Here is a 16214-nt window from a genome sequence, read left to right on the forward strand (position 1 = left end):
ACGGCGGCGCACGCGGCGACGCACGCGGCGACGCCGCCGACGGCCGCTCAGTCCTGGATCCGCCGCCAGGGCCGGTCCGCCTCCAGGGCGAACGCCAGTTCCAGGAGCAGCCGCTCCTCACCGTGGCCGGCCGACAGGTGGACGCCGATCGGCAGCCCCTCGGGGCTCGCGCCGACCGGCAGGGCGATGCCGGGGCCGCCGGTGACGTTGTTGACCGGGGTGAAGGCGACGTAGCGGGTGAGCCGCTCCAGCAGTTCGCCGAAGGCGACGTTCGGGCTCAGGTGACCGATCGGCGGCGCGACGTGGGCCAGCACCGGCGACAGAATCGCGTCGTACGTGCGGAACAGGCCCGCGTACGTCCGCTCGGAGGCGCGCAGCCGCCGCACCACGCCCGGCACCCGGGCGAACTCGCGGTGGAAGACCCGCCGCAGACCGGTGGTGAAACCGTCCAGCCGGGCCGCCCGGAAGCCGGGGTCGACGGTCAGCCGGCCGGTGGTGGCGATCAGGAAGGCGATGTAGCCCCAGTAGAGGATGAAGTCGCGGGAGAACTCCTCCCCGAACGGCAGCTGCACCGGCGTCACGTCATGGCCCAGGGCGGCCAGCCGGGCGGCCGTCTCCTCGACGGCCGCCCGGGTCGGCCCGTCGGTGGGCGCCGTCGGGGAGTCCACCACCAGCCCGATCCGCAGCCGGCGCCCGCCGGGGCCCTCGACCAGGCCGAGCGGGGGCATGGCGGGGTTGCGGTAGTGGTGTTCGGCGGCGGCGAGGAACGCGGCGGTGTCGCGGACGGAGCGGGTCAGCACGCCGTCGGTGATCAGGTCGACCGGGAGGCGGCGGCCCTGGGCGTTGGGCACCATCCGGCCGCGGGTGGGCTTGAGGCCGACCAGCCCGCAGCAGGCGGCCGGGATCCGGATCGAGCCGCCGCCGTCGTTGGCGTGCGCGACGGGGACGACGCCGGAGGCGACCAGCGCGGCGGCGCCGCCGGAGGAGGCGCCCGGGGAGTGCGAGGTCAGCCACGGGTTGCGCACGGGGCGGGCGGTGGCGTACTCGGTGGAGGCGTTGAGGCCGAACTCCGGCAGCCGGGTCTTCCCGAGGACGGACAGGCCGGTGCCGAGGAACTGCTCGGCGAAGCCGGCGCTGCGGCGGGCCGGTTTGGCGCGGAACGCCGCGCTGCCCTGGCCGGTGGGCATGCCGCGCAGGTCGGTGTTGTCCTTGAGGAAGCTCGGCACGCCGTACAGCGGCGCGTCCGGCCCGGCACCGTGCACGCCGTGCGCGCCGCGAACACCGCCCACACGGTCCACGCCGTCCACGCCGTGCGCGGCACCGCCCCCGCCGCCGTGGCCGGGGAACGCCCGCCCGTACGCGGCGAAGGCGACCGGGGCGAGCGCCGCGTCGACGCGTTCGGCGCGCGCCACGGCGGCCGCCGCCAGCTCGGCGGGGCTCACCTCGCCGGCCCGCACCAGGGCGGCCAGTGCCACCGCGTCGTGCTCCCCCAGCGCGTCGTCCCCGTAGGCGTGCACCCGCTCGTCGGCCATCCGGACTCCCCATCCCTGCCAGTCGGTGACGGCACCCGGGCCCGGTTCGCCACCTACCCGCCGGTAATGCCGCGCGAGCTGAGCAGTCTAGGCCGGGCGCGGCCGTACCGAACAGCCCCGCGTGGCGCGGGCACGATCGGGCCGCACCGCCCGTTCGGTCCTGCGACGCTTCTGGGATCCCGACCGCCGGGCCCGACCCCCGGCGGCCCGCGTCACCCCGTCACCCCCGAAAGCTGGTCCGCATGATCGAGCTCGACTTCGACGGCACCGGATTCCGCCGCAACGGCGCGCCGCACCGGATCGTCTCCGGCGCGCTGCACTACTTCCGCGTCCACCCCGCGCTGTGGGACGACCGGCTGGCCCGGCTGCGGGCGCTGGGCGTCAACACGGTGGACACCTACATCCCCTGGAACTTCCACGAACTGCCGACCGGCGAGGTGGACTTCACCGGCTGGCGGGACATCGCGGGGTTCGTCCGCCTGGCCGAGCGGCACGGCCTGGACGTCATCCTCCGCCCCGGCCCGTACATCTGCGCCGAGTGGGAGTTCGGCGGGCTGCCGGCGCGGCTGCTGGCCGTGGACGGGATCCGGCTGCGCAGCTCCGATCCCGCCTTCCTCGCCGCGGTGGACGGCTGGTTCGACGCCCTGGCGCCGCAGCTGCTCCCGCTGCTGGGCAGCCGGGGCGGTCCGGTGGTCGCCGTCCAGGTGGAGAACGAGTACGGCAGCTACGGCACCGACGCCGCCTACCTGGCGCACCTGCGCGACGGCCTGGTCGCGCGCGGGGTGGACTGCCTGCTGTTCACCACCGACGGCTCCGAGGACTTCATGCAGCAGGGCGGCGCGATCCCGGGCCTGCTGGCCACCGCCACCTTCGGCTCCCGCGCCCCCGAGCGCTTCGAGGTGCTGCGCCGACAGCAGCCGCAGGGGCCGCTGGCGGCGATGGAGTTCTGGATCGGCTGGTTCGACCGGGTCGGCGATCCGCACCACGTCCGGGACGCCAAGGAGACCGCCGCCTCGCTCGACGAACTGCTCGCCACCGGCGCCTCGGTGAACCTCTACATGGCGCACGGCGGGACCAGCTTCGGCTTCTGGGCGGGCGCCAACCACTCCGGCACCGGCCCGGACACCCCTGGCTTCGAGCCGACCGCCACCAGCTACGACTACGACGCGCCGATCGGCGAGGCGGGCGAGCTGACCGAGAAGTTCCACACCCTGCGGACCGTCATCGGCCGGTACGTCCCGCTCCCGGAGGGCGAACTCCCGCCCCTGCCGCCGCGGCTGGCGCCGCGCCGGCTCGACCGCGCGAGCGGCCGGGCCCGCCTCCTGGACTCCCTCGACGCGCTCTCCACGCCCGTCCACCGCCCCGTCCCCGAGCCGATGGAACGCCTGGGCCAGTCGTCCGGCCTCATCCATTACCGCACCCACGTCCCCGGCCCGCGCCCCGAACTGCCCCTGCGCGTCGACGGCATCGGCGACCGCGCCCAGGTCTTCGCCGACGGCCGCCCGCTCGGCGTCCTCGACCGCAACCGGCCGGAGCAGACCCTCCCCCTGGCCACCGGCCCCGCCGGCGTCACCCTGGACATCCTGGTCGAGGCCCTCGGCCGCGCCAACTACGGCCCCCAGCTGGACGACCGCAAGGGCATCCGGCGCGGCGTCTCGCACGAACGCCAGCGCCTGCACACCTGGGAGATCCGCCCGCTGCCGCTCACCGACCTCGACGCCCTCGTCCTCCACGACGCCCTCGACACCGCGGACGGCGACCCCGCCTTCCACCGCTTCGAGACCGACCTCGACGCCCCCGCCGACGCCTTCGTCGCCCTCCCCGGCTGGGGCCGCGGCCTGCTCTGGCTGAACGGCTTCCTGCTCGGCCGCTACACCGACGAGGGCCCGCAGCGCACCCTCTACGCCCCGGCCCCGCTCTGGCAGGCCGGCCGCAACACCCTTCTCGTCCTCGAACTCGCCCGCCACGGCGACTCCCTGGAACTCCGCGACGAGCCCGACCTCGGCCCCACCACCCGCGCCCCCAGCGCCGACTACTGAGCCGCGCCCGGGGCCGGCCGTGCGGTGCGCGGCCGGCCCCGGGGCCGGGTCACTCGACGGTGACGCTCTTGGCGAGGTTGCGGGGCTTGTCGACGTCGCGCTTCAGGGCGACGGCGGCGTGGTAGGCGAGCAGCTGGAGCGGGATGTTGAGGAGCAGCGGGTCCAGCTCGGGTTCGCTCTTGGGGACCAGCACGCAGTGGTCGGCGAGCTTGGGGTCGGGGCGGCGGTGGGCGACGGCGAGGACGCGGCCGGAGCGGGCCTTGATCTCGCCGAGGGTGGTGAGGTTCTTGTCGAGCAGCTCGTCGTCCGGGACGAGGGCGACGGTGGGCAGTTCGGGGCTGATCAGGGCCAGCGGGCCGTGCTTCAGCTCGCTCGCCGGGTAGGCCTCGGCGTGCACGTAGGAGATCTCCTTGAGCTTCTGCGCGCCCTCGCGGGCGACCGGGTAGCCGCGCACCCGGCCGATGAACATCATGCCGGTGGAGTCGGCGTACTCGGCGGCCAGGGCGGCGATCTCGTCGCTCTGGGCGAGGATCTCGCGGATCTGGCCGGGCAGGGCCTTGAGGGCGGAGACGATCCGGCGGCCGTCGGCGGGCGAGAGGTCGTGGATCCGGCCGAAGTGCAGGGCGATCAGCGCGAAGGCGACGACGGTGGAGGTGAACGCCTTGGTGGAGGCGACCGAGATCTCCGGACCGGCGTGCAGGTAGATGCCGCCGTCGCACTCGCGAGCGATGGCGCTGCCGACGGTGTTGACGACGCCGAGGACGCGGCCGCCCTTGCGCTTGACCTCCTGGACGGCGGCGAGGGTGTCGTAGGTCTCGCCGGACTGGCTGACCGCTATGTAGAGGGTGTCGGCCTCGATGACCGGGTTGCGGTAGCGGAACTCGGAGGCCGGCTCGCTGTGGGCGGGGATCCGGGCGAGCTCCTCGATCAGCTGGGCGCCCATCTCGCCGGCGTAGTAGGCGGAGCCGCAGCCGAGGATCTTGACCCGGCGGATCTCGCGCAGTTCGCGGGCGTCCAGGTTGAGGCCGCCGAGGTGGGCGGTGGCGAAGCGCTCGTCGAGGCGGCCGCCGAGGGTGCGCTCGACGGAGCCGGGCTGCTCGTGGATCTCCTTGAGCAGGAAGTGCTCGTAGCCGCCGGTGTCGTAGGAGTCGATGTCCCAGTCGACGGTGGACGGCTGGCGGTGGGTGGTGCGGGCGTCCTCGGTGAAGGTGCGGAAGCCGTCGGCGCGCACGGTGGCCAGCTCGCCGTCCTCCAGGTGGACGACCTGGCGGGTGTAGCGGACGAGGGCGGAGACGTCGGAGGCGACGAACATCTCCTTCTCGCCGAGGCCGAGCACGATCGGGCTGCCGTTGCGGGCGACCACGATGCGGTCGGGCTGCTCGGCGTCGAGGACGGCGATGCCGTAGGTGCCGACGACCTTGCCGAGGGCGGCGCGCACGGCGTCCTCCAGCTCGCCGCCCTCGGCGGCGTGGGCGGCGACGAGGTGGGCGAGCACCTCGGTGTCGGTCTCGGAGCGGAACACCGCGCCCTCGGCGGCGAGCCGTACCCGCAGCTCGTCGGCGTTCTCGATGATGCCGTTGTGGACGACGGCGATCCGCCCGTCGTTGTCCAGGTGCGGGTGGGCGTTGGCGTCGCTGGGCACGCCGTGGGTGGCCCAGCGGGTGTGGCCGATGCCGGTGGTGCCCTTGAAGCGGGCGGGGACGTCGGCGGCGAGGTCGGCCACCCGGCCCTTGACCTTGCGGACCTTGATGCCGCCGGTGCGCCCGGCGACGGCGACGCCGGCCGAGTCGTAGCCGCGGTACTCCAGCCGGGCGAGGCCCTCCAGCAGGAAGGGGGTCGCGTCCTTGGGGCCGATGTAGGCCACGATTCCGCACATGGTGGGCTCCTTGGTTCCGTGAGTACGAGGGCGGCCGGGCGGGCCGTGCCGACAAGACCTGAACGCGGCGGTGAGGGACGGCCGGTGAGGGAACGGCCGGCCGCAGGGTCGGCCGGTCAGCCGTAGACGATCCGGCGCAGCTGGCGGGCCGAGAGCCCGGGCGCCGCGACCCGGCGGGCCGGGAGTTCCTCGGCGAGCCGGGCGAAGATCCGTTCGTTGGTCAGGCCGCGCGCCTGCAGTTCGCCGTGGCGGCGCCGGACGTACTCCTCGGTGGTCTCGGAGAAGTAGGCCAGCACCTCCGCCACCACCCGCGCCGCCTCCCGGGGCCCGAGCGGGCTGGTCCGGGTGAGGTGGGCGAGCAGGTCTTCGTGAGGGTGCGAGGGACCGGGCGAGCTGGACACGAGTGGGGAGCCTAGGCGCCCCCTCAGCGAAAGATCAAAAATCCTGCCCGATTTCGGGCAGGATCCTGCCGTGTTCGAAGCATGAACGGGGGTCTTGTAGCCGCACGGGTGACCACGTAGCGTGATGACTTGCTCACACACCGGGGGGCCGGGGGAGGACGGGAGCGTCGGAAGAGTGTCGGAAGAACCGGAGGCTTGCTGATGTGCGGGATCACCGGATGGGTCGCCTACGACCGCGACCTGACCCTCGAACGAGCGGTGCTCGACGCCATGACGGCGACCCAGCTCTGCCGCGGTCCGGACGCCGGGGGCGTCCACCTGGAGCGGCACGCCGCGCTGGGCCACCGGCGCCTCGCCGTGATCGACCCGCAGGGCGGCGTCCAGCCGATGACGGCCGAGCACGACGGCCGGCTGCTGGCCGCCCTCAGCTACAGCGGGGAGGTGTACAACCACCGCGAGCTGCGCGCCGAGCTGGAGGCCGCCGGGCACCGCTTCCGCACCCGCAGCGACACCGAGGTGGTGCTCCGCGCCTACCTGGAGTGGGGCGAACACCTGGCCGAGCGGCTCAACGGCATGTTCGCCTTCGCCGTCTGGGACGCCCGCGCCGAGGAACTGCTGCTGGTCCGCGACCGGATGGGCGTCAAACCGCTGCACTACCACCCGACACCGGACGGCGTGGTCTTCGGCTCCGAACCGAAGGCGCTGCTCGCCCACCCCGCGGTGCGCCCGGTGGTCGACCTCGACGGACTGCGCGAACTCCTCGCGCTGACCCGCACCCCGGGCCTCACCCCGTACCGGGGCATCGCCGAGGTCCGGCCGGGCCACGTGGTGCGGGTGCGGCGCCAGGGCCTGACCGCCCGGCGCTACTGGGCGCTGGAGGCCCGCGAGCACGTCCAGGACCTCCCCACCACGATCGGCACCGTCCGGGCCCTGCTGGAGGACATCGTCCACCGCCAGCTGGAGTCCGACGTGCCGCTCTGCTCGCTGCTCTCCGGCGGCCTCGACTCCAGCGCGGTCACCGCCCTGGCGGCCCGGACGCTGCGCGCCGCCGGCGCCGGCCCGGTGCGCTCCTTCGCGGTCGACTTCACCGGCCAGTCCGAACACTTCGCCCCGGACGCCGTCCGCACCACCCCGGACGGCCCGTACGCGCGGATGCTCGCCCGGCACGTGGGCGCCGACCACCAGGTGATCGAACTGGACAGCGCCGCCGTCGGCGCCCCGGCACAGCGGCTCGCCACCCTGCGCGCCCGCGACCTGCCGGGCGGCGTCGGCGACATGGACTCCTCGCTGCTGCTGTTCTTCCGCGGGGTGCGCGAACGCTCCACGGTGGCGCTGTCCGGCGAGTCGGCGGACGAGCTGTTCGGCGGCTACCGCTGGTTCCACGACCCGCAGATCGTGCGCACCGAGGACTTCCCGTGGGCGGCGGTGCTGAGCAGCCTCGGCGGCAGCGGCAGCGGGCCGCGCGAACAACTGCTCGACCGGGAGCTGCTCGGCAAGCTCGACCTGCCCGGCTACCGGCAGGCCCGCTACCGGGAGGCGATCGCCGAGGTCCCGCACCTGCCGGACGCCGACCCGTTCGAACGGCGGATGCGGGAGGTGTCCTACCTCAACCTGACCCGCTTCGTGCGCATCCTGCTGGACCGCAAGGACCGGATGAGCATGGCCACCGGGCTGGAGGTGCGGGTGCCGTTCTGCGACCACCGGCTGGTGCAGTACGTCTTCAACACGCCGTGGGCGATGAAGTCCTTCGACGGCCGGGAGAAGAGCCTGCTGCGCGCCGCCGTGCGGGACGTGCTGCCCGACGAGATCGCCGACCGGATGAAGAGCCCGTACCCGGTCGTCCAGGACCCCCGCTACCCGCAGCTGCTGCGCGGCGAGCTCGCCGCACTGGCCGCCGACCCCCGCTCCCCCGGCCTCGCCCTGCTGGACCGGCGGGCGCTGTCCGACGCGCTCGCCCCGGACACCGATCCGCAGACGGTCCGGCTGGCGACCGATCTGGCCCTGGACCTGGACGCGTGGCTGACGGAGTACCAGGTCCGCCTGGAGCTGTGAGCGACCCGCCCCCGGGCGGCGCGCGCCCCGCGCCGCCCGGCCCCGTGCCACCGTCCGTGACCAGCCGCGGGCCCGCCTCGTTGACCGGGCGGGACGTGCGATAGCGTCGCCGACACCTCCCGAATGGCGGTCGATAACACGGAATCCGAAGCCCGTGCCGTCAGGATGGGGAGAGTCCCGTCCGTCTCGATCCGCCGGGGGATCTCCGTCATGCAACCGCGAGCCTTCGCGATCCTCACCGCCCTGCTGCTCGGGGTGCTCGGCCTGGGGTCGGTGGCCGTCACCGACTGGACGCCCGAGCCGGTCACCGCCGCGGTGGCCGGGCCGGCCTCCCCCGGGGCCGGCACCGACGGCGCGGGCGGCCCCGGCACCGGACAGCCGGCCGCGAGCGCCACGGCGACCGGGGACCCGGCGGTGTGGACCCGCTCGACGCTGCGCAACAAGCTGATGGCCGAGATGGAGGCCACCGACCCCGGCGTCGCCCTGGCCGACCTCGACCGGATCACCAAGCAGCTGCCGTACACCGTCCGGTTCTGCCACCCGATCGCCCACGAGCTCGGGCACGCGGCGGTCACGCGCTTCCACGCCGACTTCCAGAAGGTCATCTCCTTCCCGCACGAGACCTGCGCGGCCGGCTACCTGCACGGCGCCGTCGAGGAGATGCTCAACGCCTCCACCCAGCCCGAGACCGACCTGGTCAAGCTCTGCGCGCCCAAGAACAGCGGCCCGTGCATCCACGGCGTGGGCCACGGCACGATGTTCGTCGCCAAGCAGGACGTCGCCAAGGCCCGCGAGCTGTGCAACAGGTTCACCTCCGACCAGAACCGGATCCGCTGCTCCGAGGGCCTGTTCATGCAGCTCTTCGGCCCGGACGAGGAGGACGAGACGGCCAAGGCCAACCTCCCGGCCGACAAGCTCGCCCAGGACCCGCTCTACCCGTGCAAGGACCAGCCGGCGCTGTTCCAGTCCGCCTGCTACTTCTACGCGCCGACCTTCTACCTCTCCTCGCACGACTACCCGAACCACCCCGAGGTGTACGCCGAGGCCCTGAAGTGGTGCCTGAACGGCAAGGCCTCCGGCGGGGCGGTGGACTGCAGCCGGGGCGTGGGCTCGCGCACCATGAAGTACAACCTGGACCGCGAGGACTGGGCCGCCCAGCAGTGCGCGACCGCGGCCGACGGCTGGCAGCGCAAGGCCTGCGCGGAGGGCCTGGTCAGCTACTACACGGTGAACTACACCGACGCGGGGGCGGCCGGGCGGCTCTGCGCCAAGCTCACCGACAAGGAGATGCAGGGCTACTGCCGCTCGGCGGGCGGGCTCTCCGCCTCGCTGGACTGACCCCCGCCGTCCCACCTGCCGGGCCCGTGCCGCACGGCGCGGGCCCGTTTCCGTAGGATCACGGGGATCCGGGTGCGCCGAGGACGCCGCGCCACCAGGCCCGCACCCTCCCCGGAGCCGCACATGACCTCCGACGACTTCCGCGCCGCCGACGAGCGCCTCCCCGCGGACGACGACTTCCGCGCCGCGGCGCACACCGCCGCCGACCTGGCCGCCGACCACCTCGCCGGGCTGGCCGCCCGCCCGGTCTGGCGGCCGATGGACGAGGACGCCCGCCGCACCCTGCTGGACGCCCCGCTGCCCACGACCGGCCGCCCGCTCGCCGAGCTGCTGGAGGCGGTCGGCCGCGACGTGCTGCCGCACCCGATGGGCAACGGCCACCCGCGGTTCTTCGGCTGGGTGAACTCCGCCCCGGCCCCGGCCGGCGTGCTCGCCACCCTCGCCGCCGCCGCGATGAACCCCAGCTCGGCCGGCGGCGACCACGCCGACGTCCACCTGGAGCGGGCCGTGGTCCGCTGGATCGCCGAGCTGGTCGGCTTCCCCCACCCGCCCGGCGGCGGGCTGCTCACCTCCGGCACCTCGATGGCGACCATCGTCTGCCTGTCCGCCGCCCGCAACCGGGCCGCCCGCGCCGCCGGACGGGACGTCCGCGAGGACGGCCTCGCCGGGATGCCGCCGCTGGTCGGCTACGTCACCGGCGAGACCCACTCCTGCGTCCGCAAGGCCGCCGAGCTGCTGGGCCTCGGCAGCCGGCACCTGCGCACCGTGGCCACCGGCCCCGACGGGGGCCTCGACCTCGCCGACCTGCGCGCCGCGATCGCCCGCGACCGGGCGGCGGGGCTGCTGCCGTTCCTGGTGGTGGCCTCGGCCGGCACGGTCGGCACCGGCGCGGTGGACGCCTTCGACCCCATCGCCGACCTCTGCGCCGAGGAACGCCTGTGGCTGCACGTGGACGGCGCCTACGGCGCGTTCGGCGTGCTCGACCCGGTGATCGCCCACCGCTACGCCGGGATGGAGCGCGCCGACTCGCTGGCCCTCGACCCCCACAAGTGGCTCGGCGTGCCGGTCGACTGCGGCTGCGCGCTGGTCCGCGACCCCGAGGGGCTGCGCGCCGCCTTCAGCCTCGTCCCCTCCTACCTGCGCGACGAGGCGGCCGGGGAGCTGGGCTGGTTCTCCGAGTACGGCACCGAGCAGACCCGCCCGTTCCGTGCCCTCAAGGTGTGGGCCACCATCGCCCACCGCGGCCGCGACGGCCTCGCCCGGGACATCGCCCGGACCACCGCGCTCGCCCGACGGCTCGGCGAACTCATCACCGAGGACCCCGAATTGGAGCTGCTCGCCGAGGTCCGGACCTCCATCGTCGCGTTCCGCCTGCGCCCGCCCGGCCGCACCGAAGCCACCCTGGACGCCCTCAACCGCGAGCTGCCCGCCGCCGTCCAGCGCCGCGGCCGCGCCTTCGTCACCGGCGCCCGCCTGGCCGGCCGCGAGATGCTCCGCGCCTGCCTCCTCAACCCGGCCACCACCGAAACGGACCTGCGGATCCTGCTCGAAGAAGTGAAGGCGGCCGGGCGCGGAACGGGCGATGCACAGCACCATTAACCGTCAGGTCACGGGGGATTCGTGATCGTGAAACACCGAAGCGGCAGATTGATGGCATGGAGCACCTGGAGCAGCCGAAGCCCGAAACCGTCCAGTCCCCGAACCCCTCCCGTGCCCAGCGCCGCGGCGTCCGTGCCCAGCGATGGCGACGCGACGCGGTGGAACTCGCCGCCGTCTTCCTCTCGGTGACCGCCGCCGACCTGGTGGCCAAGCTCGTGGTGCACGGACCGGACGGGCCGGTGGTGCTCGCCGCTTCCGCCACCGCACTGCTCGCCACGGCGCTGTTCCACGCCTGGTGGTCGCACCGCCATCACCTGCACGGACCGCCCGGACCGGACGCGCCCGAGCCACCGGACGGGACACCGGCCGGGGCGCAGGCCCAGGCCGGGGCCCAGGCCGGGACGCAGGCCGAGCCGCTGAAGGGCCCGCTGCACGACTTCGAGGAGACCGCGCTGTGGCGGGTCCGCACCACGGTGCGGGACTCCCCCGGCAGCCTGGCCCGGGTCTGCGCGGCCTTCGCGGCGCGGCAGGTGAACATCGTCTCGATGCAGTCCCACCCGCTGCCGTCCGGCGCCGTGGACGAGTTCTTCGTCCGCGCGCCGCGGTCGCTGACCCGGGCCGACCTGACCGCGCTGGTCGCCGGGGCCGGCGGGCACGACATCTGGACCGGCCCGGCCGACGCCCACGACCTGGTGGACGTGCCGACCCACGTCCTGGCGCTGGCCACCCGGACCGCGCTGGACGCCGCCGAGCTGCCGGTCGCGCTGCGCCGGCTGTTCGGGCAGTGCAGCATCCGGCAGTACCCGGGCGCGGCCGCCCGCACCGCCGCCGGGGCGGACGGGCACGTGCTGCGGCTGCCGGTGCCCTCCGGGGACCTCATCGAGCTCACCCGCCCGCAGCTGCCGTTCACCCCGACCGAGTTCGCCCGGGCGCAGGCACTGGTCGAGCTGGACACCCTGCTCGGCCCCCGGGTGCCGGACGTCCGGTCCCGGCTGAGCCAGCCGGCCGGCGCCGACCTGACCGTGCGGCGCGCGGACGCGGCCGACAAGGCGGCCGCGCTGGCGATGCACCGGCGCTGCTCCCCCGACGCGCTGCGCAAGCGCTACCACGGGCCGGTCCGGGACGCCGACCGCTACCTGGACCACCTGCTGGACGCCCGGCACGGCCAGACCCTGGCGGTGGAGGCGGCGGACGGGCGGATCGTCGCCCTCGGGCACCTGATGTGGGACGACGACGGCGCCGAGGTGGCGGTGCTGGTCGAGGACGCCTGGCAGCGGCGCGGGCTGGGCCTGGACCTCATGCGGCGGATGGCGGCGCTGGCCCTGGAGGCCGGGGTGGACACGGTGTACGCGGTCACCCAGTCGTCCAACTCCGGGCTGATCGCCACCATGCGGCGGCTGGCGGCGCCGCTGGACTACCAGGTGGAGGACGGCACGCTGGTCATCACCGCGCACCTGGCGGAGGCGGCCGAGGATCTCCCGGTGCCCTGGCAGACCCGTCCGGGCCGGTGAGCCGCATCGGCACGTCGGGTAATCATCCGGTCATTTCTTCACCACACCCTCACCAAGGGCCCCTCCCGCGCCGGCGCGCGGAACCGCCGCACCCCGCTCACGCGTCCCCGACGGCGAACGGCCCCTCCGTACACCGCCCGTCCTGACGCCGCGCCAGGGCCGCCCGGAAGGGCTTCCCGCGCACGTCGCAGCAGGCGGCGCGGGGTCCGGGGCGACGGGTCGGGCGGCGGAGTCGGTAGGCTGATCCCGTCCCCGCCGCCCGACGGCCCGTAGTCCGGCCCCCGGGCGGTGCCGCAGCAAGGAGGAACCACTGAGCATGGCAGGCACCGAATCGGAGCCCACAGGCGCACGCGACGCCTCGCTGCCGGCGCGCGCGAAGATCGCGGTGACCGCCGGCAAGGTGGCCGCCGCCGTCTCCCGCAAGGCCGGGCGCGGCAGCGGCTCGGTGATCGGCGGCAAGGTCGCCCTGAGGCTCGACCCCGATCTGCTCGCCACCCTCGCCGAGAACCTCGACGTGGTGCTGGTCAGCGCCACCAACGGCAAGACCACGACCACCCGCCTGATCGCCGAGGCGCTGCGCGCCGCCGGCCCGGTGGTCTCCAACGCGCTGGGCGCCAACATGCCGGCCGGCATCACCTCCGCCCTGGCCGGCGGCTCGGAGGCCCGCTTCGGCGTCATCGAGGTCGACGAGAAGTACCTGGCGATGGTGGCCCGGGACACCCGCCCCAAGGCGATCGCCCTGCTCAACCTCTCGCGCGACCAGCTGGACCGCGCCGCCGAGACCCGCATGATGGCGGAGAAGTGGCGCGAGGGCCTCCAGGACACCGAGGCCGTGGTGATCGCCAACGCCGACGACCCGCTGGTGACCTGGGCCGCGTCCTCCTGCAAGAAGGTGGTCTGGGTGGCCGCCGGACAGGCGTGGAAGGAGGACGCCTGGTCCTGCCCCGCCTGCGGCGGCGTGATGCAGCGCCCCGGCGACGACTGGTTCTGCCAGGAGTGCGGCTTCCGGCGCCCCAACCCGCACTGGGCCCTGCAGGGCACCCACGTGATCGACCCGCAGCGCGGCGCCTGGCCGATCCAGCTCCAGCTGCCCGGCCGGGCCAACCTGGCCAACGCCACCAGCTCGGCCGCCGTCGCCGCCGTGTTCGGCGTCTCCCCGCAGGTCGCGCTGGAGCGGATGCGCTCGGTCACCGCGGTGGCCGGCCGCTACGACGTCGTCCAGTACCAGGGCCGCGACATCCGGCTGCTGCTGGCCAAGAACCCGGCCGGCTGGCTGGAGACCTTCTCGCTGATCGACGGCCCGCCGACCCCGGTGGTGCTCTCGGTCAACGCGCTCGACGCCGACGGCACCGACACCTCCTGGCTGTGGGACGTGGACTACGAGCGGCTCGCCGGACACCCGGTGTTCGTGCTGGGCCAGCGCAAGCTGGACCTCGCGGTGCGCCTGGAGGTCGCCGGGCTGCAGTTCCACGTCGTGGACTCGCTGGAGCAGGCGGTCCGGATGGCCCCGCCCGGCCGGATCGAGGCGATCGCCAACTACACCGCCTTCCAGCAGCTGCGGAAGGTCGTGGCCGGCTGATGCCGGACCGGCACCGAGCAGCCCCAGCAGCCCACCGCACGTACGTCATGGAAGGCCTTCGAGGATGAGTGAGAGCAGCCTGCGCGTGGTCTGGGTCTACCCCGACCTGCTCAGCACCTACGGCGACCGGGGCAACGCCCTGGTCGTGGAGCGCCGGGCCCGTCAGCGCCATCTCAACGTGACCCGGATCGACGTCCGCTCCGACCAGGCGGTGCCCACCAGCGGCGACATCTACCTGATCGGCGGCGGCGAGGACCGTCCGCAGCGGCTCGCCGCCGAGCGGCTGCGCAACGACTCCGGCCTGGTGCGGGCGTCGGAGAACGGCGCGATCATCTTCGCGGTCTGCGCGGGCTACCAGATCCTCGGCCACGAGTTCGTCAACGACCTCGGCCAGCGCGAGCCGGGCCTCGGCCTGCTGGACGTGTGGACCACCCGCGGCGAGGGCGAGCGCTGCGTCGGCGACGTGCTGGCCGACGTGGACCCGCACCTCGGCCTGCCGCAGCTGACCGGCTTCGAGAACCACCAGGGCGTGACCCACCTCGGCCAGGGCGTCAGCCCGCTCGCCCGGGTCACCGCCGGCCGGGGCAACGGCACCGGCGACGGCACCGAGGGCGCCTGGCGGGACACCGTCTTCGGCACCTACCTGCACGGCCCGGTGATGGCGCGCAACCCCGCCGTCGCGGACATGCTGATCAAGCTGGCGCTGGACGTGAACGCCCTGCCGCCGGCCGACACCACCTGGTACGACGCGCTGCGCGCGGAGCGCATCGCGGCCACGACGCGCCCCGCGTAGCACGTCCCGCGCCCGTCCGGCCGGGTGCCCGCGATGCGGTCACCCGGTCCACGGACGGCCCGGAACGTACGACAATGGGGCTGCCCCTCCCCGGGGCTGCCGGCTGCACACCCTCCTCGGCAGCAGGCTGCACTTCCACGCGGGGGCGCCGACGGCGCCGCTCCCGCGTCGGCTCCTGCCCGGCCGGACGCAGGGGCCGTATGCTCGGAATCCACGGCCGGTTTCGGATGTTCTGTCCGGATCGGCCGGTCCTTCACCCGGCGGCCATCTCCGCGCCACTCCGGCGCGGGAAGGGCTCGCTACGGTGGCGGTCCGTCGTCCCAGCCTGTAGTCCGGCCGTTCCTCGGTTCTGCTCGGGAGTTGCAAAGCAATGCGTATTGGAGTGCTGACCAGCGGCGGTGACTGCCCCGGCCTGAACGCGGTGATCCGCTCCGTGGTCCACCGGGGGGTGGTCGACCACGGCGACGAGATCATCGGGTTCGAGGACGGCTGGCGCGGTTTCCTGGAGGGGCACCACCGGCCCCTGACCCTCGACTCGGTGAGCGGCATCCTCGCCCAGGGCGGCACGATCCTCGGTTCCTCCCGGGTGCAGCCCAGCCACCTGCGCGACGGCGTCGAGCGCGCCAAGCAGTACTGCGCGGACCTCGGCCTGGACGCGGTGATCCCGATCGGCGGCGAGGGCACCCTGAAGGCCGCCAAGCTGATGAGCGACGCGGGCCTGCCGATCGTCGGCGTGCCGAAGACCATCGACAACGACATCGCCTGCACCGACGTCACCTTCGGCTTCGACACCGCCGTGTCGGTCGCCACCGAGGCGCTGGACCGGCTGAAGACCACCGCCGAGTCGCACCAGCGGGTCATGGTCGTCGAGGTCATGGGCCGGCACACCGGCTGGATCGCCCTGAACGCGGGCATGGCGGCCGGCGCGCACGCGATCGTCGTCCCGGAGCGCCCGTTCCACATCGAGAAGCTCACCGCCGTCGTCCGCGAGCGCTTCGACCGGCAGAAGAAGTTCGCCATCGTGGTCTGCGCCGAGGGCGCCAAGCCCGAGCCCGGCACCATGCACTGGGAGGAGGGCACCAAGGACATCTACGGCCACGAGCGGTTCACCGGCATCGCCACCCAGCTCTCCCGCGAGCTGGAGCACCGGCTCGGCAAGGAGGCCCGCCCGGTGATCCTCGGTCACACCCAGCGCGGCGGCACCCCGACCGCCTACGACCGGGTGCTCGCCACCCGGTTCGGCTGGCACGCCGTGGAGGCCGTCCACAAGGGCGCCTTCGGGCACATCACCGCGCTGCAGGGCACCAGCATCAACCTGGTGCCGCTGGGCGAGGCCGTGGCCGAGCTGAAGACCGTGCCGGCCGACCGGTACCTGGAGGCCGAGACGGTCATCTGACCGCCCGCCCCGTACGGCCCCGGCCCCCGAGCGCGCCAGCGCCCCGCGCCGGGGCCCTTCCCGGCCGAGCCCCCCGGGGCCTCGGGAAGGCCCGAGCC

At 74.4% G+C, this 16214-nt stretch carries 11 protein-coding genes; 8 read left to right on the plus strand and 3 right to left on the minus strand.

Going from position 1 to position 16214, the window contains the following annotated elements:
• Positions 1-47 precede the first annotated feature (47 nt).
• Positions 48-1532, minus strand: coding sequence for an amidase (locus ACFXAM_RS23045; RefSeq protein WP_380294105.1), 1485 nt, complete (start codon positions 1530-1532; stop codon positions 48-50).
• A 242-nt stretch (positions 1533-1774) separates the two neighbouring features.
• On the opposite strand from ACFXAM_RS23045, the gene ACFXAM_RS23050 reads away from it, so the two are divergent.
• The gene (locus ACFXAM_RS23050) at positions 1775-3571 is read left to right on the plus strand and encodes a beta-galactosidase family protein (RefSeq protein WP_380294106.1); all 1797 of its coding nucleotides are present in this window, start codon (positions 1775-1777) and stop codon (positions 3569-3571) included.
• A 49-nt stretch (positions 3572-3620) separates the two neighbouring features.
• Here ACFXAM_RS23050 and glmS read toward each other — a convergent pair whose 3' ends face one another.
• Together glmS and ACFXAM_RS23060 are read right to left on the minus strand one after the other, a co-directional pair.
• Positions 3621-5447, minus strand: a complete 1827-nt coding sequence (gene glmS, locus ACFXAM_RS23055) for a glutamine--fructose-6-phosphate transaminase (isomerizing) (RefSeq protein WP_380294107.1) — start codon at positions 5445-5447, stop codon at positions 3621-3623.
• A 116-nt stretch (positions 5448-5563) separates the two neighbouring features.
• Positions 5564-5848, minus strand: coding sequence for a hypothetical protein (locus ACFXAM_RS23060; protein WP_327683601.1), 285 nt, complete (start codon positions 5846-5848; stop codon positions 5564-5566).
• Positions 5849-6049: 201 nt separating this feature from the next.
• Between ACFXAM_RS23060 and asnB the strand changes: the two genes are divergently transcribed.
• The 7 genes from asnB (at position 6050) to ACFXAM_RS23095 (ending at position 16116) form a co-directional block, all read left to right on the plus strand.
• Positions 6050-7900 (plus strand): asparagine synthase (glutamine-hydrolyzing), encoded by a 1851-nt coding sequence (gene asnB / locus ACFXAM_RS23065; protein ID WP_380294108.1) that lies wholly within the window; start codon positions 6050-6052, stop codon positions 7898-7900.
• Between the two features lie 210 nt (positions 7901-8110).
• Complete coding sequence (locus tag ACFXAM_RS23070; RefSeq protein WP_380294109.1) at positions 8111-9238, plus strand: hypothetical protein; 1128 nt, start codon at positions 8111-8113, stop codon at positions 9236-9238.
• A gap of 123 nt (positions 9239-9361) precedes the next feature.
• Complete coding sequence (locus ACFXAM_RS23075; RefSeq protein ID WP_380294110.1) at positions 9362-10837, plus strand: pyridoxal phosphate-dependent decarboxylase family protein; 1476 nt, start codon at positions 9362-9364, stop codon at positions 10835-10837.
• Positions 10838-10893: 56 nt separating this feature from the next.
• The gene (locus tag ACFXAM_RS23080; RefSeq protein ID WP_380294111.1) at positions 10894-12348 is read left to right on the plus strand and encodes a GNAT family N-acetyltransferase; all 1455 of its coding nucleotides are present in this window, start codon (positions 10894-10896) and stop codon (positions 12346-12348) included.
• 316 nt (positions 12349-12664) lie between these two features.
• Positions 12665-13927: a MurT ligase domain-containing protein gene (locus ACFXAM_RS23085; protein WP_355371978.1), complete on the plus strand. Its 1263-nt coding sequence runs from the start codon at positions 12665-12667 to the stop codon at positions 13925-13927.
• A 64-nt stretch (positions 13928-13991) separates the two neighbouring features.
• A complete protein-coding gene (locus tag ACFXAM_RS23090; protein ID WP_380294112.1) occupies positions 13992-14720 on the plus strand; it encodes a type 1 glutamine amidotransferase in 729 nt (242 codons plus the stop codon).
• Between the two features lie 370 nt (positions 14721-15090).
• The gene (locus ACFXAM_RS23095; protein WP_380294113.1) at positions 15091-16116 is read left to right on the plus strand and encodes a 6-phosphofructokinase; all 1026 of its coding nucleotides are present in this window, start codon (positions 15091-15093) and stop codon (positions 16114-16116) included.
• The last annotated feature ends 98 nt before the right edge of the window (positions 16117-16214 follow it).

This window comes from Kitasatospora sp. NPDC059462, from assembly GCF_042749955.1.
Classification (GTDB): domain Bacteria; phylum Actinomycetota; class Actinomycetes; order Streptomycetales; family Streptomycetaceae; genus Kitasatospora.